The organism is Gilliamella sp. W8145, assembly GCF_016101145.1.
Lineage (GTDB): Bacteria > Pseudomonadota > Gammaproteobacteria > Enterobacterales > Orbaceae > Gilliamella > Gilliamella apis_A.
The window spans coordinates 1,254,084-1,275,703 of sequence record NZ_JACFRC010000001.1; the positions used below are offsets into that span (position 1 = coordinate 1,254,084).

The 21,620-nt window shown below is 34.1% G+C and carries 6 protein-coding genes; all 6 read right to left on the reverse strand.

Annotation, left to right across the window (positions count from 1 at the left end):
• Positions 1 to 7: 7 nt before the first annotated feature.
• Positions 8 to 14,890 carry a non-ribosomal peptide synthetase gene (locus tag H3T80_RS05660; protein WP_198200600.1) on the reverse strand — a complete coding sequence of 4,961 codons (14,883 nt, stop codon included), beginning with the start codon at positions 14,888 to 14,890 and terminating at the stop codon, positions 8 to 10.
• 1,043 nt (positions 14,891 to 15,933) lie between these two features.
• Positions 15,934 to 17,223: a phosphoribosylamine--glycine ligase gene (gene purD / locus H3T80_RS05665; protein ID WP_198200602.1), complete on the reverse strand. Its 1,290-nt coding sequence runs from the start codon at positions 17,221 to 17,223 to the stop codon at positions 15,934 to 15,936.
• Between the two features lie 27 nt (positions 17,224 to 17,250).
• On the reverse strand, positions 17,251 to 18,843 hold the full coding sequence (gene purH, locus H3T80_RS05670) for a bifunctional phosphoribosylaminoimidazolecarboxamide formyltransferase/IMP cyclohydrolase (RefSeq protein ID WP_198200603.1): 1,593 nt from the start codon (positions 18,841 to 18,843) through the stop codon (positions 17,251 to 17,253).
• A 174-nt stretch (positions 18,844 to 19,017) separates the two neighbouring features.
• Complete coding sequence (gene era / locus H3T80_RS05675) at positions 19,018 to 19,923, reverse strand: GTPase Era (protein ID WP_110447324.1); 906 nt, start codon at positions 19,921 to 19,923, stop codon at positions 19,018 to 19,020.
• Complete coding sequence (gene rnc, locus H3T80_RS05680) at positions 19,920 to 20,594, reverse strand: ribonuclease III (protein WP_110448027.1); 675 nt, start codon at positions 20,592 to 20,594, stop codon at positions 19,920 to 19,922. The genes era and rnc overlap by 4 nt, the downstream gene beginning before the upstream one ends.
• A gap of 11 nt (positions 20,595 to 20,605) precedes the next feature.
• Positions 20,606 to 21,607, reverse strand: a complete 1,002-nt coding sequence (gene lepB / locus H3T80_RS05685; protein ID WP_110447323.1) for a signal peptidase I — start codon at positions 21,605 to 21,607, stop codon at positions 20,606 to 20,608.
• Positions 21,608 to 21,620 lie beyond the last annotated feature (13 nt).

Below are 21,620 nucleotides of genomic sequence, written 5' to 3' on the forward strand. Positions count from 1 at the left end.
ATTAAGGTTATAAAATCTGAGCTAAGATCTCTTGTTCATGAGATAAAATTGTGTAGTGACCACAATCTAACTTAACCAATTTTAATTGAGAATTATCTTCTAAATAAGTATCAATATTATTTAATACATATTTTTCAGCTATATCTCCACCTTGTTCAATCTGTGTAGCTTTAAACAACACTACTTGAGTCTGTTTCAATTGAGCAGATAATGGCTGTACAACGAGCTTGTTATCAATTTTTGCAAAATTCTCAATTTCACCGCGTACATGTGCAGGTATATTTAATCGATCCATAGCACGAGTAATGTTAACTGGATGCTTATATTGATCTAAATCCCGCTCTTTTAATAGCCAAGAATCCAATAGATAAACTTCAATATTTTCGATTCCTTGCTGTTCAAGTAGTACTGCGATTTGTAACGCAATGTTGCCACCTAAAGACCAACCAAATAATTTTATTGGCAGATCTTTTGTTGCAACTTTACTGATATGATCCAGATAATATTGCGCTAATACATTGAGATCCTCGATAGGTTTGTCATGATATAAATTGTAAGAATCTACACCAAAACAGCTGTATTTTGAGGATAACTTATTCGCTAATGATTGATAAACATCACAACCGCTTAATCCTGGGTGGATCATGAAAATTTGTGGTTTTTCATGATTAGTTCTTAATTCCACAATAGGATTAAACTGCTGTTGAGTCGTTGAGATTTTTTTCGCTAACTCCCGAATTGTATTAACGCTTAAAATATCAACTAAACGCATTTTAACTTTAAACGCATCATTAATTCGGTTATTAAGCATCATAGCTAAGATACTATTACCACCTAATCGGAAGAAACTATCTTGCATACTAATTTCTTCAGCAGGAATTTTAAGGATATTAGCAACGACTTCACATAATGTTCTTTCAGCATCATTTTCTGGCGCGACATACTCAACCTTATCGGTAAGCTCTGGTTTTGGTAGCGCTCGACGATTTAACTTACCATTTGAGGTAATTGGTAATTCAGTTAAATATATAAATGCTGACGGAATCATATATCCTGGTAAAGTTTCACTTAAATGAGCTTGTAATAATTGGCTATCAATCTCCTCATTAGCAAGATAATAAGCAACCAAATACTTGCTGCCCGAAGCCTGTTCATAAGCGATAACGATACTATGTTTGATTCCATTAAATTGGGTTAATCGAGCTTCAATTTCACCAAGTTCTATTCTGAATCCACGAATTTTAACTTGGAAGTCATTACGACCTAAATACTCAATATTACCATCAGCTAAAGAACGAACAAGATCGCCAGTTTTATAAATTCTACCATTGTAATCTTGCTCTTTTTCTACTTCCGTTTGGAACGGATTAGCAATAAAACGTTCATTCGATAATGGAATGTTATTTAGATAACCTCTAGCAACATTATCACCACCGACATACAACTCACCTATTCCGCCAATAGGTACTGGTTGTAATAATTCATTAAGAACATAAGCTGAAGTATTAGCAACAGGTTTACCAATTAATACTTGTGAAATATTCGGATTATTACAATCATAATAAAGTACATCAATGGTTGCTTCTGTTGGTCCATAAAGATTGTGTATCTCACAGTTTGGCATCAACACTTGACATTTTTTCACTTCATAAAGGTTAAGTGCTTCACCACTACAGAACAGATATTTTAATCCCTGAACTTTTGGAACCAAATTAGGTTGTGCTTCTAATGTTTCCACAAATGCAACTAACATAGATGGCACAAAATGTAATACGGTGATTTGTTCAGCTTCAATCAACTCTGCAAGATAGACATTATCTTTATAAAGTTCTGAATGAGCAAAGACAATACAAGCACCATACCAATTCGCCCAAAATAACTCCCACACCGAGACATCAAAGGTATAATTCGTTTTTTGTAAAATATGATCCTTTTCAGTAATCGGATATTCGTTATTCATCCAAATAATACGGTTAACCGCGCCTTGATGTTCTAACATTACACCTTTTGGCATACCGGTCGTACCACTGGTATAAATCACATAAGCTAAGTTTTTAGGCTGAGCTAATGGTGTTGGGTTAGTTGTTGGATATTTACTTAAGCAATCTATAGTTTGTGAGGATTGCAAGTTCAATGCAACTTGATCCTTAGCAACTAACGAATTGATTTTTTCATAACTTAAGTTAGTAGTTAATACAACCTTAGCTTTTGTATCTTCGATCATATAACTGAGACGATCTTCTGGCATATTAGGATCCATTGGTACATAAGCTCCTCCTGCCTTCAAGATAGCTAAGATACTTACTAACATGTATTTACAACGTTCAAGACAGATTGCCACCAAATCATCAGGCTGAATATCAAAGTTTTCACGCAGATAATGTGCTAGCTGATTAGCTTGTTCATTAAGCTCTCGATAGGTCAAGCGATCATTTTCATAAACTAAAGCTAGATTATTTGGTGTTTTTAATACTTGTCTTTCAAACAATTGATGCATTGTCACATCTGTTGGATAATCGCAACGCGTCTTATTCCAATCAAAGATCACTTTTTGATAAGTTGAGTTATCAATTAAACGTAAATCTGACAGAACTTGTTGCTGTTGATACATCTTTGTAAATTGCTGCAAGATTGATTCATAAATAGTGATATAGTGTTCAATAGTCTGCGGCTTATAGAGTTTAGTCGCATAGTTGAATAAGCCAGTTATCGCTGGTTTAGAATCATCAAGCATCACGGTCATATCAAACTTAGCAGCTTGATAACTTGCATTGTCATTATTATAACGCTGCAATAAATTACCCTCTTTCCCATCTTCACCAAATGACTGTACGCCAAACATTACTTGGAAAATAGGATGTCGCGAAGTATCTTTTTCAATAGATAACGCATCCACTAAGCGCTCAAATGGTAGATCTTGATATTGTTGAGCTTGTGTAATTAATTCACTAGTCTGCAAAATGAACATTTTTAGACTGTCGCTTGGTTCAATACATTTTCTTAATGCTAATGTATTAACAAAGAAGCCAATGGTATTTTCTGTACCCTGATAATTTCTTCCTGCAATTGGTGAACCAATGACAATATCTTTTTGATTACTAAATGAACTAAGTAGTAAATAGAAACCACTGAGTAGTACAGAATAAACACTAACATTGAGTTCTTTTGCCAATGAACGTATTTGTTGGCTGACATCATAATCAAGCTCAAACATAACATTTTGACCTGTATAATCAATTTGTTGTGGACGAACATAGTCAGTCGGCAAATTAAGCGGTTCAAAATCAGCTAGTTGATCTTGCCAGAACTGCAATTGCTGATTCAAAATATCACCTTGCAAATACTGCCGCTGCCATAAAGCAAAGTCTTTATATTGCACGTCGACAGGTGGTAAGTTAAGTGTTACCGTTTGATTACTATCACCTAAAGATAAAACCTCATAGTATTGATATAACTGTCTGAACTCATTAATGAACAGATCAATTGACCAACCATCAAATGCAATATGGTGGATCACAATACTCATATAATTCTCTTGAGCTAATTGATAGCGACAAATCGAAATCGGTAACTCATGAGATAACATTATTACTTTGTATATATGATTATGAATCGCTTTATCTAATTCAGCTTGGCTATCACAATAATGATTTTCGATTACCAACGGTTGCTGTTGCAAACTTATCACTTGTTGGTAGGCAACACCATCTGCTGTATTTTTAATTAATGAACGCAATACTTCATGACGCTGAACAATTTCGTGTAAAGCTTGCTCAACAAACGAGATTTTAGTCTCTGGCAGAAGTTTAAATACTAGTGGTATATTGTATGCGTTGCTACCGCCTTCATAACAATCGATGAACCATAAGCGTTCCTGCGCAAAGGATAATCTCTGTTCTTGTTCATTAGCCACCTTTTGTATGGTAATTGATTGACGTTTTTGATGATTACTGTCAATAAATTTCGCAATTTCCTTAATGGTACGATATGTAAAAATATCACCTACACGCACATCACGTTCAAAAGTTTTGGCTATTCTACTTGACAGCTTAATAGCTAAAATACTGTTACCACCTAATCTGAAGAAGTCATCGACCACACTAATTGAGTCAATATCCATATCTAATAATTCAGCTATATCAGCAACTAACTGTTGTTCAGTCACTGTACTAGGAGCAACATAACTTTCTTGCATAACAAAGTTAGGTTTTGGCAATGCTTTACGATCAATTTTACCATTCACATTAACAGGCATAATCGTTAGGTGTACAAAGGCCGCAGGAACCATATATTCAGGTAATGTTTTTTCTAAATAGCTGGTTAATTCAGTCTGATCTATAGCTGTATCAGATACATAATAAGCAGCAAGATATTTATTACCTTGGTTATTAGTCAGTGCCACAACAAGTACCTGCTTAATTTGAGGATGACTGATTAATCGCGTTTCAATCTCACCTAATTCAATTCTGAAACCACGAATTTTAACCTGAAAATCATTACGACCAATATATTCAATATGACCGTTTGGCAAATAACGAACCAGATCGCCCGTTTTATAGATTCGAGCATTATAATTTTGCGCTTTTTCCTCACTGGTTTGGAATGGATTTGCAATAAATGTCTGATTTGTTAATTCAGGGTTATTTAGATAACCACGACCAACACCAGCACCACCGATATATAATTCACCAATGACACCAGGAGGCACTGGACGCAAATATTCATCAAGAACATATAAAGTCACGTTTTTAATGGCTGTTCCCAAATCTGTATTTAAGTCATCTTTATTATAACGATGAGCCATAGCCCAAACAGTCGTTTCACTTGGCCCATAAACATTAATTAACTTGATACCCTGCTGGCAGTAAAGATTAACTAATTTAGCATTAACAGCTTCACCACCCACTGTCAATACAGGAACAGAAAGTAGTTCATCTTGATCAAGTAAAGCTGGTGGGATAAAGGCAAAATCAATATGTTGATCTTGGGTATATTTTGATAATGCTATAAAGTCTAAACGTTTATCTTCTGACAGAATGTGCAACTGATGACCATTAAGTAAGGCGTTATATATTTCGAAAGCATGCGCATCAAAAATATAATTTGAATACCACAGAACATTTTTTTGTTCTTGTTCATGATGACATGGTTGTAGATCTAAAATGTCTTGCTGAACTGTTGCTAAATTAGCTATTCCATGGTGTTCGATCATTACCCCTTTTGGTAGTCCGGTGGTACCACTCGTATAAATCACATACGCCAAATGATGGGCTTGTGTTGATGTAACCAGATTGTGCTTATCAAACTGTGAAAGTTTGTTAGCCATTGATGGATCATCAACAGCAATAACTTCTGGTTGCAATTCAGTTTTTAATTGAATTAATTCTTTAGCATAATGAGCGTGAGTTAACACTCCTTTCGCTTTAGTATCATTAAGAATTAACTCTACTCGTTCTGCCGGCGTACTTGGACTAATCGGCACATAAGCAGCGCCTGCTTTCAGCACAGCTAAAATACTTACTATCATATATTGCGATTTATCTAAATATAACGCAATCAAATCATCAGGTTGAATTGATAATTGAGATCGTAAATAATTTGCCAGTTGATTCGCTTGTTCATTCAAACTTTGATAGGTTAATGTTATCCCTTCATAAACAACTGCAATAGAGTCAGGTGTTTTCTGAACTTGCTCTTCAAACAATCGGCTCGCCAGTTTATGATTTTCAAATGGAACGATATTTTTTTGTTGGTTAACGATTAATTGGTCATACTCTTGCTCAGTTAATAAGTTAAGCTTAGATGCCTCTATAGCTGGATTTTTAGCTAAATGTGTTAAGGTTAATTCTATTCCTTTCAATACACGTTTTATAGCTGTGTCATTAAAGAGTTCTCCAGCATATTTGATTTTAATCGATAACTTACCTGCACTCTCGAAGACCACAATTCCGAGAGGATAATCAAGTTTTTCATGACCACCTTGAAACACAATTTTTAATTCATCTTGTTCGCTTTCTGATAATGGATAATTTTCAAATACGAATAATGAGTTAAATAAACGTGTCCCAGATGTTTGTAATTCAATCAGATTAATATTACTGTTATTATTCACATTATTAATATGTGATTGTAACATTTTGATGGTTTCAATAACGCTACCATCAGTATGCTCTAAAATTACAGGTAATGTATTAATATAAAGTCCGATAGAGTTTTCTATACCGTCAATCGGTAAATTACGACCTGATAATGTCATACCAACAACGGTAGTGTTGCTATTACCAAAAATGCTTAATTGTTGATGCCAGCAATATTGAACCAAAGCATTTAATGTAAACTCATTGTTTTTACATAAAGATTTTAATTCTTCACATTGTTGGGAACCAATCTCTATCGAAATTTCTTGTGGATCTTCAACATATTTATGGTCAGATAAATTAATATGCCCTAAATCCGCTTTAAGTAAGCTCTCTAGATTTTCAGGTTCAAGTTCAACATTAAGGTATTGTTTCCAGAATGATGCCGTCTCATTGGTTTTACTTTGTAAGTAAGATTGTGCAGCTAAATAGCTACTATCTTCTTGGATAATAACCTCTTTTTGATGTAATAAAGATAGATAATTTTGATGTACATCATTAAGTAAGATAGGTAAACTCCAACCGTCTAAAATAGCATGATGATTATTAAATAAACATCGATAATACTCATCAGAACATTTAACTAAAGTCACTCTAAATAGTTGGCCTTTCATTAAATCATAACCGATTTGTTCATCTTGTTTAATCAATTGATTGATACTGACTTGTTGTTGCTCTTGAGTTTGATTGCTAAGATCAACAAATTGCCACGCAAAATCAGATTGTTTATCAATAATCTGTACCAGCTCTTCCACCCATGAGAAACGTAATCGTAATGATGGAAATTTTTGCTGTGTAAGATGCCATGCTTGTTTAAGCAAATTGATATCTAGTGAATTGTGATAATCCCAAATCATCTGAATTCGATAAGCATTATCCGAATCTCCCTGCGAAACAGCATGATAGATAAACCCTTGCTGTAAACTATTTGCAGGATAAATTGCCTCTATTTCTTTATCGCTTTGTAATGAATTAAGCAGTGTTGGAGAGATCACGTTATTAATATCAGATTGTGTCAAATAGCTTCGTTCAATCAGTACTAGTTGATCAATGAGCTCATTAAGCTGCTGAGTAAATGCCGTAACTAAAGCTTCACCATGTACATTATTGACGTATCCTGTAATAGCAAATTGTAATTGATCATCCAAAATACCGCCATTAACGGATAAAAAGTCAGTCATGCGATTATTTGGAGACATTTCTAAACCACTATCTTCATCGCTAAATCGCCATTTATTAGCTTTTTCAGTACTATCAAATTGGCCTAAATAGTTAAAACTAATCGCTGGTAAAGCTTGTTTAATATACCCCACCAAATAACCGTAACCTACACCATGGTTAGGTATTTGTCTTAAGGTATCTTTAATCATGGCAACATTATTAATAACATTCTGGTTATTTACCATTAGTTTAACTGGATACATACTGGTAAACCAACCAACCGTGTTATTAATATCAATTTCACTGTAGAGATCTTCTCGTCCATGACCTTCTAATAAAATATAGTGATCATTACCACTGAATACCAATTTTAACGCTTGCGCAAGCGCTGTTAATAAAATATCGTTAATTTCTGTGCCATATACCTTATTAACTTGGCTAAGTAAACGAGATGTTTGCGTCTTAGATAGCTGCATTTTAGCTTGATATAGCGTATCAACACGATGTTGATCAAGGTGATTATGATACTGATTAATATCAGCCAATATAGTTTGCCAATAAGCAGATTCTTGCTCATTGGCAATTAGCGTTGAATACTGCTGTTGTTTATTGACCCATTGACGATAACTACTACCTTTTTCACCAAGAATATCTTTAACATTGATATTGGCATCAACGGATGATTGTTGGCTTAAATATTGATAAATAGCTTCTAGGTCATCTTTAATGATACGCCAACTTACTACATCAATATTTAAATGATGTGCAGCGACATGAATACGAGCAGAATTATCATCAAAACCAGTTAAATAACCAAAATGACATAACGCCCCTTGATTAAAGGTAAAATGGCTTTGCCAATCAGTCAATAATTGTTGAATCTTATCTTGTGACCAACCAGATATATTCTGAGTAGAAAATGGTAACATATCAGGCAATAATTGATATATTGCGGCAGAATCATGATAATTAACCCGTAACATATCATGATATTCAAGCAATTTTTGGACACTTAGTTTGAGTAAATCAACATTTAGCATTGGAACTTTAAGCAAAAATGCTTGATTCCAATGGTGATAGTCTTGGAATCGTCCAACTTCAACTTCTTTAAAGAACCACTGTTGAATAGGTGAAAGTTTAAGAGTTCCAGTTAAAATTCCTTGTTCGGTTTCCACATTGGCTTTTGATTCATGGCGATTATTAATCACATGGTTACTTAAAGCTTCTACCGTTCTTAAATTAAAAATATCTTTAATGGATAGATAATAATTAAGAGCCTGTTTAATTCGGTTGGTAAGCTGGATACTGCTAATACTGTCCGCACCGAGTTTAAAGAAGTCATCATGAATACTGATTTCATTGGCTTGTAAACCAAGTATATTGGCAAAGGTTTGACAAAAAATAGCTTCAGTTTCATTTGTTGGACCAACGTAGTTTTGCTCATCAAGAAGCTGTGGTGTTGGTAACGCTTTACGATCCAATTTACCATTCATGTTCATTGGCATAGCGTCAAGATAAACAAACGCAGCTGGGATCATATATTCAGGAAGAGACTTCTGTAAATAATCAATTAGTTCATCTTGAGTCAATGGTTGTTTAGCCACATAATAAGCTGCAATATATTTAGCGCCAGCACTATTTTTCAAAGCTAACACAGCAGCTTGTTGAATATCAGGATGACTAATTAAACAAGCTTCGATTTCTGCAAGTTCAATTCTGAATCCACGAATTTTAACTTGGAAATCATTACGACCAATATAATCAACATTGCCGTCAGCTAAATAACGAACTAAATCACCTGTTTTATAGATTCGCGCATTATAATTTTGTGCCTTTTCAACAATAGTCTGGAATGGGTTTTGAATAAATACTTTATCTGTTAGTTCTGGTTTATGTAAATAACCACGACCAACACCTTCCCCTCCAATATAAAGCTCACCAATTGCCCCTTCAGGTACAGGACGAAGTTGTTCATCTAAAATATACAATGAAGTATTTGTCAATGCTTTACCGATTGGAACACTGTAAATAAATGGTTCTTGAGCTAAATTAGTTAAATAAGTAACAGCAAATACAGTGGTTTCAGTTGGACCATAACCATTAACCACTTTTACATGCGGATAAAGTTGATGGCATTTATTAATATGATGTGCCGATAAGGCTTCACCACCGACAAGTATGTAATTTAATAATTTTAAATTAGCAACTTCATTATCGATTAACGCATTGAAAAAGGTAGTTGTACAGAAGAAATTAGTAATTTTTTTATCGGCAATTAACTCATTAAACTGTTCTAAATCTAAAAATGTCTCTTTCTCAATAATAACTAACGGTACACCATTAAGTAAAGGTGTGTAAAAATCATAAACCGAACCGTCAAATTGGTAACCTGAGATACTTAGTAAACGATCGTCAGAATTGATTTTGACATAATTAGCATTAACAATATAGTTATTAAGATTTCTATGCTCTATGAGTGTTCCTTTTGGATTTCCCGTTGTTCCACTCGTATAGATAACATAAGCTAAATCATGCGGTTTCACTTTAATCAAAAGATTATCTTTCGCATAATGTTGTAGATTGTCAACAAAATCAGCTTGATCAACAGCTACTATGGATAAATTAGGGGCTAAACCAGTTAATTTATTACAATGATTTTCGGTTGTAAGAACTGCTTTAACTTGCGCATCTTGCATTATGAATTCGTTACGAGTATCTGGTGCATTAGGATCCAATGGAACATAGGCTCCACCGGCCTTCAAAATAGCTAAGAAGCAGATCAAGATATATTGTGAACGATCGAGATAAAGACCAATCAAATCGTTAGGTTTTATATCAAAATGCTCTTTAAGGTAACGCGCTAGCTGATTGGATTGCTCATTAATTTGTTGATAAGATAGCTCATTATTCTGGAAAATGACTGCAATATTATCAGGTATTTGCTGAGCTTTTTCTTCAAACAATTCTGCAATAGACTTATCCCTTGCATAAGGTTGAAACGGTTTATTTTTATCAAAGACCAATCTATCGAAAGTAGCCGCATCAACTAACCGCATTTCAGTTAACGGTTGTTCTAACTCACACATTTGAGCAAACTGTTCTAAAATCGTTTGATAAATAGTGATGTAGTGCTCAATTGTTTCTTGGCGGTAGAGTTTGCAAGCATAATTAAATAGACCATTAATAGCTGATTTAGAGTCATCAAGCATTACTGTCATATCAAACTTAGCAGATTGATAATTAACAACTTCACTTTGATATAAACTTAATAGCTCTTCAATTTTACCATTATGTATCGCTGACCCAAATGATTGTACACCAAACATTACTTGAAATATTGGGTGCCGTGAAGAATCTTTTTCAATAGCTAATGCATCAACTAATCGTTCAAATGGCAAATCTTGATATTGTTGAGCTTGGGTGACTAACTCACTGGTTTGTAAAATGAATGATTTTAAACTGTCTTTCGGATCAATACATTTACGTAGTGCGATAGTATTAACAAAAAAGCCTATAGTATTTTCAATACCTGAATAATTTCTACCCGCAATTGGAGAACCAACAACCACATCTTTTTGATTGCTAAAAGTACCTAATAATAGATAGAAACCACTTAATAATATTGAATAGACACTTACATTAAGTTCATTAGCTAATGAACGGATTTGTTGACTTATTTGTTCGTTAAGTTCAAAAGGAATATCATGGCCAGTGTAATCAATCTCCCTTGGACGTGGATAATCAGTAGGCAGATTAAGTTGTTCAAAATCTTCTAACTGTCCTTTCCAGAAATTTAATTGATTATTTAAAAAATCACCTTTTAAAAGATCACGTTGCCATAAAGCGAAATCTTTATATTGAACTTCGACTGCCGGTAAGCGTAATGTTTCAGCGTATTGGTTATCTCCTTGAGATAAAGCCGTAACATAATGATAAAGATTAACTAACTCGTCTAAAAAGACATCTGTTGACCAACCATCAAATGCAATATGATGAATGACAATGCTTAAATAACTTTCACCAGCAAATTGATAACAGCAAACATAAATCGGTAATTCTTCGGATAAATTAAATATTCTATGCAGATCCTCATAAATTGTCGCTTCAAGTTCTGCTTTGTTTGAACAGTTTTGTTTATTAATCTTCCATGGGAATTTTTGTAAATCAATAACTTGCTGATAGCCAATACCTTGTGCATTCGTTTTAATTAAAGAACGTAAAACTTCGTGTCGTTCGATAATTGCGTATATTGCTTTTTCAAGTAGATTAATATCTGTCGTGCTTGTTAGTTTAAATGCCAATGGAACATTGTAAGCATTACTACCACCTTCATAAGAATCGATAAACCATAGACGTTCTTGCGCAAAAGACAATAATTGTTGCTCAATATGTTCAACAGGTATGACATTAATTATCTGTCTTTTTTCTTGGTTCTTATCAATGAATTGAGCTATTTTTTGTGTGGTACGTAAAGTAAAAATATCAGCCACTCGAATAGAACGATCAAATTCTCGAGTCAACTTACTTGATAATTTGATAGCTAAAATACTATTACCACCTAAACGGAAGAAATCATCTGTGACACTGATAGCACTCTCTTCAAATCCTAATAAACTGGCGATTGCCTCTACAATTAAATGCTCAGTGGTTGAGCTAGGTGCAACATAGCTAGTTTGGGTCATTAAGGTTGGTTTTGGTAATGCTCTTTGATCAGTTTTACCATTAATCGTCATAGGCATAGCGAGTAAATGAACAAATGCTGAAGGAACCATATATTCAGGTAACACATTGTTTAAATACGCTACTAATTCTTCTGTATCAAGTTCATTATCAGCGACATAATATGCTGCTAAATATTTATAACCACCTTGATTATTTAGTGCTAATACCGTGGCTTGTTTGATCTGTGGATGCATCATTAAATGCGTTTCGATCTCACCAAGCTCAATACGGAAACCACGTATTTTTACTTGGAAGTCATTACGACCGATATATTCAATATTACCATCAGGCAACAAACGGACTAAATCACCTGTTTTATAAATACGATCATTATAGTTTTGTTTTCGTTCATCTTCAGTTTGAAATGGATTTTTAATGAATACTTTATTAGTCATCTCAACATTGTTCAGATAACCACGACCGACTCCTGCACCGCCAATATAAAGCTCACCAATACAGCCAACAGGTAATGGGCGACGTTGTGGATTTAAAACATATAAAGAGGTATTTGGTAAGGCTACACCAATAGGAACATTGTTAACGAATGATGTTTGACATTGATTAGTTAGATAAGTTGTAGCAAGACAAGTCGTTTCTGTTGGGCCATAAGCATTCAATAAGTTAACATTTGGGTATAACTTAAGGCATTTATTTACGTGAACAGCTGATAAAGCTTCTCCTGCTGCTAGAATATAGCGTAATTTTGCTATATTAGGTAACTGAGCATCAACTAACGTGTTGAAAAATGTTGATATAGCTAGGATATTGGTAATATCATATTGCTCAATTAACTGATTAAATTTATCTAAATCTAAAAGATTTTCTTTAGCGGTAATAACTACTCCAGCACCATTGAGTAAAGCCATGAATATTTCATAAATTGATGCATCAAAATGATATCCTGCAATACATAATATGCGATCTGACTCATCAACTTCGACGTAATTAGCATCAACGACTAAACGATTAACACAGTGTTGCTCAATTAATGTTCCCTTTGGATTTCCCGTTGTTCCGCTAGTATAAATAACATAAGCTAAATCATTAGGTTTAGTGTCGATAACAGTATTGTCTGTTGAATAATTTTGTAAGGTTGCTATAAAAGATGAATCATCAACCGAAACACTTTCAACAGTTGGCATTAACTCATTCAGTTTATCAACATAATGAGATTGTGTAATAACTGCACGAATGTTGGCATCCTCTAAAATATATTTATTACGTTCAGGAGGTGCAGTTGGATCGATCGGAACATAGGCGGCTCCAGATTTAAGTACTGCTATAATAGCAACAATAATTTGTTCAGTACGATCTAAATAAAGGCCCACTAAATCATTTGGTTTGATAGAAAAGTGATCTTGAAGGTAATGAGCAAATTGATTGGCTTTGTTGTTTAATTCAGAGTAGGACATCTCAATTTGTTCAAAAAGCACAGCGGTATTGTTTGGTGTTTTTTGACATTGCTCTTCAAATAATTGAGCAATTATTTTATCTCTTTTATAAGGTTGTTGAGTTTGATTTATATCATGAATTAAAACTTTTAATTCATCTTCATCCAGTACCTCAATATCATTTACTAAAATATCGGCTTGATCATTACTTAAATAGTTAAGTAATTTTATAAACAATCTCTGATAGAACATCACAAGTTGTTCAACCAGTTGTTTATCAAATTGCTGTTCACTAAATTTAACGCGATAGTTAATTTGGTTGTTATGTTCTTCTTGCTCAAACACCAATTTATTAGATAAATCTATTTGAAATTCATGATTAACAGCTTCATCAATCATCCCATTCAGATTCATTTTATGATCTCGAACAAAGGTTTGCACAAACGCCACATCTAGAATATTAGCATTCTCAGCAAATTGCATAATATCGTAAACTGGTAAGTATCTAGCGCCAGTTTGTTTAACCTTTTTATAATGAAGCAAAATATTTTGTATAACAGATTCTAAAGTTGAATTTTCTTCAAAATGGTAAACAACCGGTAACGTATTAATATGAGCGCCGTAGATTAATTCTTTACCTTCATTAAAAGCAATTGGATAAACAAGAGGAATTGCGCTTTGAGACGTCATTTTATTTAATAACAACGCCGCTACTAATTGACCGAATAAATAAGGTGTTATCTTATATTTACGTCGTATTGCTTTAACTTGATTATAAATGTTTTCATCATAGCTAAAAGTAAATTCACTAATATAAGGTTTAAATTGATTTAATGGCTTTGGTTTTTCGGTTGCTAACTTTAAGAAAGTAAAGTCGATATTTTTTACATCTTGTAACTCTTCTTTCCAGAAATCTTCCATCTGCTGTTTTTGCGTTGTTAAAATTTCATGATACGAATCATTAAGTTTTTCATGCAATTGAGCTTGTACTTCATATGACGGTAGCTCATAAGGTATATCGTTATAATATTGACTTAGTTTATCCCAAAACTCTTGTGTACTTACTCCATCAACTAAAATATGATGAAATACTAAAATAATTCGATATTGTTGATGGTCAACTCGAATAACATGAAGTCTCGCAGAAATATCCTTTTCTAAATCAAAGGGTTCCGAAACTATTTTACTGATATCTTCGTTAGTTAAGGGCTGATCGTGATAAACTAATAATGTTTTTAATTTATCTTCTGTGATTGACTCTCTTTTTTGCCAGAAAATACCATCTTCCTGATTTACAATGAAACTCCTGAAAACAAAATGTTCATTAACCACATTCTTAAAACTTTCAAAAAGTTTTTTTCGATTGAGTTCTCCAGAGATTATATTATCACATACAATGTTGTAATCACTTCTTGATGGGTTTGCTAACCATTCATAATAAAAAATTGATTGATAGGGAGTAAGTCTTATTTTCTTCATCTTTCTTGCCTATAAAAATAGTATTTGTTTTATAAAATTACAATCATTTCGTACTACTCCTTTTTTGGGCTACTACACAAGTTTTCGATTCCTTTATGAAAACCTAATAACTAACGTTGATAAATTAGAAATATTTTTTAATTTATATACTATATATATTATCTGTTTGTGTAAACGGTTTCAATTAAACCGTGTTAATATTTTGATTTTAATTATGTTTTTTACATCAATTTTATAAAAGTCAATTTTTTTAGCGAGTTGTTAAAATGGATTTTCTTTGGCAAAAAGAAATATTTCACAAAAAAACAAATATTTAATATAATTTAAAAACATTAACAAAACTTTACATTTTTATGCTAAAGTTTTTATTAGATGGAAAACAGTGAGTTTGCTGTATTTTTAATCAACTAATGAAAGTGATAACGGCTTTATTCATCAGTTAGAAAACGCCAAACAAAACTCTTTTATGTATATTGAGTATCATAGTGATGGGTTAATTATGTTTTTCTCTTCAATATAAGCAATAATATTATTTATAAGCTATATTGGGGACAAATTAATTAAATCAGCTTGATTTTTAGGTTTATGATCTACCAAAAAGTCCAATAATAGTAATGATTAGACTAGAGGATGAGAATACAACCTTTCTTGCGAGCGGCTTATATCAATAATAAAGATTATAATACAACATTAAACATGGTCATTACGAAGCGTTCAACAATTCAATTTTTTATTTCATATTTTGTAAAACTATTTCAAAAAACAATTTCATTATTTCCCTTTTATTCTGTTACATCCCATTTATCTTACCATTTTGTTATTATCTATCATGTTCTAATTCACAGTTAATCACATTATATTGTCAAAAACAGTGAATAGAAAAATATAATATCGATAATGAATTAAATATAAAAAGGCCCAAATAATGTTTGAAAAAGTGATAATGAGATTTGGGGGTTAAAAAACCCCTCTCCTCAATTTTTTTTAACTTATTAACAGATAAAAAATAGCGCTATACAGCGCTATTTTTATTGATTAGTCTTCTAACTATTTTTTTCTCGTTCAATAGCTCGATAACCAATATCATGACGATAGTAACAACCATGCCAATAGATATTTTTAAGTTGTTCATAGGCATATTGTTGAGCATCAGATACCGTGTTACCTAGTGCAGTAACACAAAGAACTCGCCCACCATTAGTATATACTTGTCCATTTTCTAAGCTGGTTCCAGCATGAAAGACTTTGCAATCTTGATTTATTTCAGCAGGTAAGCCTAAAATGACATCTTTAGTATTGTAATCACCAGGGTATCCACCTGCAGCAAGAACTACCCCTAAAGCAGGTCTTGGATCCCATTGTGATTTAACTGTGTTCAATTTACCCTCTACAGCAGCTAAACAGAGTTCAACCAAATCAGATTGCATTCGCATCATTATTGGTTGGGTTTCAGGATCACCAAATCGACAGTTAAATTCAATAACTTTTGGATTACCTTGTTTATCAATCATTAAACCGGCATAAAGAAAGCCAACATACACATTACCTTCCTGTGCCATGCCATTAACTGTTGGATAGATGACTTGTTCCATCACTTTAGTAAATACATCATCAGTTACCACTGGCGCTGGTGAATAAGCTCCCATTCCACCAGTATTAAGACCTGTATCACCATCGCCCACTCGTTTATGGTCTTGGCTAGTTGCCATTGGTTCAACATGTTCACCATCGACCATAACAATAAAACTGGCTTCCTCACCATCAAGAAACTCTTCAATGACAACTCGATGACCTGCATCACCAAAGGCATTACCCGCTAACATATCATGTACAGCATCTTCGGCTTCTTTTAGCGTCATAGCGACAATCACACCTTTACCAGCAGCTAAACCATCGGCTTTTATCACAATTGGCGCACCTTTTTGGCGAATATATGCAATAGCAGGCTCAATTTCGGTAAAATTCTGGTATTCAGCCGTTGGGATATTGTGACGAGCTAAGAAGTCTTTAGTAAAAGCTTTTGATCCCTCTAACTGTGCAGCCGCTTTAGATGGGCCAAAAATTTTCAATCCAGCTTTTTGAAAACTGTCAACAATGCCGATAACTAATGGCGCTTCTGGTCCGACTATGGTTAAGTCTATTTGTTGCTCCTGTGCAAAATTTAATAGTCCGGCAATGTCGGTTGCTTTTATATTGATGTTTTCTAAATTTGTTTCAAGTGCGGTACCTGCATTACCCGGCGCAACAAATACTTTGGTCACTAATGGTGATTGTGCTGCTTTCCATGCTAAGGCATGTTCACGTCCACCATTACCGATAACTAAAACTTTCATACAAGGTCCTTTCAATACTTTTAAAGATTAATGCCTAAAATGACGCATATTGGTAAAAATCATCGCAATATTATGCTCGTTTGCGGCTTGAATCACTTCATCATCACGAATCGATCCACCCGGTTGAATAACGCAAGTAACGCCCACCGCAGCGGCTGCATCTACGCCATCTCTAAATGGAAAGAAAGCATCAGAAGCAACTACCGAACCAGCAACTTCTAGGTTTTCATCTTTTGCTTTGATGCCGGCAATTTTCGCTGAATAAACACGGCTCATTTGCCCTGCACCAATACCAATTGTCATATTATCTTTGGCATAAACAATGGCGTTAGATTTAACAAATTTTGCTACCTTCCAACAAAATAGCGCATCGGATAGTTCTTTTTCAGTTGGTTGGCGTTTGGTAACAACTTTTAACTGATCTTTAGTAACCATACCTAAATCTTTTTCTTGTACAAGAATCCCACCATTAACACGTTTAAAATCTAAATTAGTTGTAGAATTACTCGATAAACTACCACATTCAAGTACACGAACATTCTTTTTAGTTTGTGTAATAGCTAAAGCATCTTGATCAATTGAAGGCGCAATAATAACTTCAACAAATTGTTTATCGACAATAGTTTGGGCGGTCTTAGCATCTAAAGGGCGATTAAAAGCAATAATGCCACCAAATGCAGAGGTTGGGTCAGTTTTAAAAGCATTTAAATATGCAGTTAAAATGTTATCACTCACTGCAACACCACATGGGTTGGCGTGTTTAACAATTACGCAAGCTGGTTCATCAAAGGATTTTACACATTCCAATGCAGCATCAGTATCGGCAATATTATTATAGGATAATTCTTTACCTTGTAGCTGTTTAGCGGTTGCAATAGAGGCTTGCTCAAGCTGTTCTTCAACATAAAACGCAGCTTGTTGATGAGCATTTTCACCATATCGCATATCTTGTTTTTTAATAAACTGCAGATTTAAAGTTCGAGGAAACTCTCCAGCAGGCTTATCAGTGTCACCATAATATGGTGGGACAAGTTTACCAAAATAGTTAGCAATCATGCCGTCATATTGAGCTGTATGTTCAAAAGCTTTTATTGCTAGACTAAAACGATATTTAAAGGAAAGGCAATTTTGTTGATTATCCAACATATCAATGATTGTGTTATAATCCTGACAATCAACCACAATCGCAACATCTTTATTATTTTTGGCGGCAGAACGTACCATGGTTGGCCCACCAATATCGATATTTTCTATCGCATCTTCTAAACTACAATTTGGATCAGCAACAGTTTTTGCAAAAGGGTATAAGTTCACAACAACCATATCAATTGGATCGATCTGATGTTGTTGCATGACGTCATCATCAACACCTCGACGGCCTAAAATACCACCATGTATTTTAGGATGTAAGGTTTTAACTCGACCATCCATCATTTCAGGAAAACCAGTATAATTAGATACTTCTGTAACAGGAATATGGTTGTCAATTAATAGTTTGGCGGTACCACCAGTGGAAAGGAGTTCTACATTACGCTCTGATAAGGCTTTGGCAAATTCAATAATTCCTGTTTTATCAGAAACACTAAGTAGAGCACGACGGATAGGACGAAACTGCTGCATGAAAAAGCTCCGAAATTAAAATTCTAAATCCAAGTCAGTGAGAGGCTATTATATATAAAACCAGAGTAGATGTTTAGCATTAACTTTTGAAAAATAAATCGGAACAGGAGTTGATAAATTAGAAAGTAATCATCAGGCAAAATCTTGCCTGATTTTTATACAAAAGAATTTGGATTAATCGTCACTATAGCCTAAACTTCGAAGTGCTCGCTCATCATCAGCCCAGCCGGCTTTAACTTTTACCCACAATTCTAAATGAACTTTATTATCAAAAAATAATTGCATATCTTTACGTGCTTCTATACCAATTTTTTTGATTTTTTCACCTTTATTACCAATGACCATTTTCTTTTGACCATCACGTTCAACTAAAATTAAACCATTGATACGGTACATGCCAGTACGTTCATCGACTTTAAATTGTTCTATTTCAACCGTGACAGAATAAGGTAGTTCATCACCTAAAAAGCGCATTAGTTTTTCACGGATGATTTCTGATGCCATAAACCGTTGTGAACGATCAGTAATATAATCTTCAGGGAAATGATGTTCACCAACAGGTAAATGTTTTTTAACAATGTCTTTGATGATATCAACACCTTCGCCTTTTTCAGCACTAATAGGCACAACATCCAAAAAGTTGATTTTTTGGCTGATTTCTTGAATATGAGGCAACAGTTGGGTTTTATCCGTAACATTGTCAATTTTATTGATCACCAGCAATACGGGGGCCTTACAATCTTTAAGTTTGCCAGCAACCATTTCATCATCATCAGTCCAGTGCGTGCCTTCAACAACAAAGATAACCAATTCAACATCGCCAATTGAACTGCTAGCAGCACGATTCATTAAACGGTTAATCGCTCTTTTTTCTTCAATATGAAGACCGGGGGTATCAATATAGATAATTTGATCATCACCTTGAGTATCAATACCTACAATACGGTGGCGTGTAGTTTGTGCCTTGCGTGAAGTGATTGATACTTTTTGGCCAAGTAGTTGATTTAATAAAGTTGATTTGCCGACATTTGGTCTCCCGACGATGGCAACAAATCCACAATGTTGTTTTGATTCTGTCATTTTATACCTAATTGGTTTAGAGCTTCTTGAGCAGCGGCTTGTTCAGCCTTACGGCGGCTTAAACCTCGTCCTAAATATTGATGATCATCATTGTCAATTTTGCATTGAATGAGAAACTCTTGCTCATGATTATCACCAGTAACTTCAAGAATTAAATAGCATGGTCGTTCATGTCGAATACCTTGCAAATATTCCTGTAACCGTGTTTTAGCATCTTTTTGCTTAATGCCGGGTTTAATTTCGTTTAAACGTGTTGTATACCAAGCTAAAATTAACTGACGAATATTTTCAATATTACTATCTAAATAAACAGCACCGATGATAGCTTCCACGGCATCAGAAATAATCGACTCACGGCGATAACCACCACTTTTTAATTCGCCTTGACCTAAAATAAGATAATCACCTAATTTAAACGCTTTACCCATTTCAGCAAGAGTTTGACCGCAAACTAAACTTGCTCTCATTTGGCTAAGATCACCTTCATCTTGCTTGCTAAATCGATGATAAAGCTCATCAGCAATAACAAAACTAAGGATTGAATCACCTAAAAACTCTAGCCGCTCATTGTGCATTTTATTCGCACTGCGATGAGTCAGTGCGAGTTGCAGTAAAGATGTATCATTAAAATGATAACCAATCGATTGTTGTATTTGATTCAAATTTTTCATAGTTATCACAGTTAGTGGATCCCACCGATACGGCTGAATCGAATTCCTGTAGGCCATTCATCAGGTTGTTTTTCAAAACTAATCCAAATGGCGGTTGCACGACCAACAAAGTTTTCTTCGGGAACAAAACCAAAATATCGGCTATCACCACTATTATCACGATTGTCACCCATCATAAAGTAATTACCTTGTGGTACTACCCAAGTAGCAACCGGTTGACCTTTTTGATGATAATAATAACTCGGATCTTCCTCTATTCCTGACGTGGTTAAAATATCATGCGACTTGTTACCCAAGGTTTCTTGTTGAATTTTTATATCAAACGTTCTCATGGATTGAGAATCAACAATACCTTTGTCCTTATATTGTTCCAAGGTATAAAAACTTGGGTTAGATTTATCTTTTTCGTGTACTTGTTTCCAATTACTTGGTTGTGGTTGAGTATAGTGCAAATCTAATGGTTCAGATCGTTGACCAACACAATTATTATCCGCTGTTTGACACGCAGGATAAATAACTATTTTCTTTTCATTAACCAAATAAACAATCTTATCGCCAGGTAAACCAACCACACGTTTAATTAGATCCATTTGCGGTATGTTAGGGTGTTTAAATACAGCAACATCACCTCTTTGGGGTTTTCCTGTAGCAATTAGTACTTTATTGTTAATTGGATTTTTTAAGCCATAAGAAAATTTTTCTACAGCAATAAAATCACCAATTAATAAAGTTTGCATCATTGACCCTGAAGGAATTTGAAAGGGTTCATAGATAAATGAACGAATAACAAAAACTACGAATAAAACCGGAAAAAAAGATGCTAAGCTTTCTACCCAACCTTTTGGTTTTCCAACCTCAGCAAGGATTCGCCCATCAACCTCACCATTATGGGCTTTACGCACTTCTTCTACTTTACGTTGTCTAGCTGGTTTCCATCTAAATTTTTCTAAAAACCAGAAGATTGCGGTAATAAAGGTTGCTAGTGTTAATATGATGGCAAATGTTCCAGCCATTTGTTTTCCTCTT

What these genes read in the sequence shown, in the direction of transcription:
- era (WP_110447324.1), bottom strand. Translation starts at nt 19,923, where the DNA reads ATGACAGAATCAAAACAACATTGTGGATTTGTTGCCATCGTCGGGAGA.
- purH (WP_198200603.1), bottom strand. Translation starts at nt 18,843, where the DNA reads ATGCAGCAGTTTCGTCCTATCCGTCGTGCTCTACTTAGTGTTTCTGAT.
- lepB (WP_110447323.1), bottom strand. Translation starts at nt 21,607, where the DNA reads ATGGCTGGAACATTTGCCATCATATTAACACTAGCAACCTTTATTACC.
- H3T80_RS05660 (WP_198200600.1), bottom strand. Translation starts at nt 14,890, where the DNA reads ATGAAGAAAATAAGACTTACTCCCTATCAATCAATTTTTTATTATGAA.
- purD (WP_198200602.1), bottom strand. Translation starts at nt 17,223, where the DNA reads ATGAAAGTTTTAGTTATCGGTAATGGTGGACGTGAACATGCCTTAGCA.
- rnc (WP_110448027.1), bottom strand. Translation starts at nt 20,594, where the DNA reads ATGAAAAATTTGAATCAAATACAACAATCGATTGGTTATCATTTTAAT.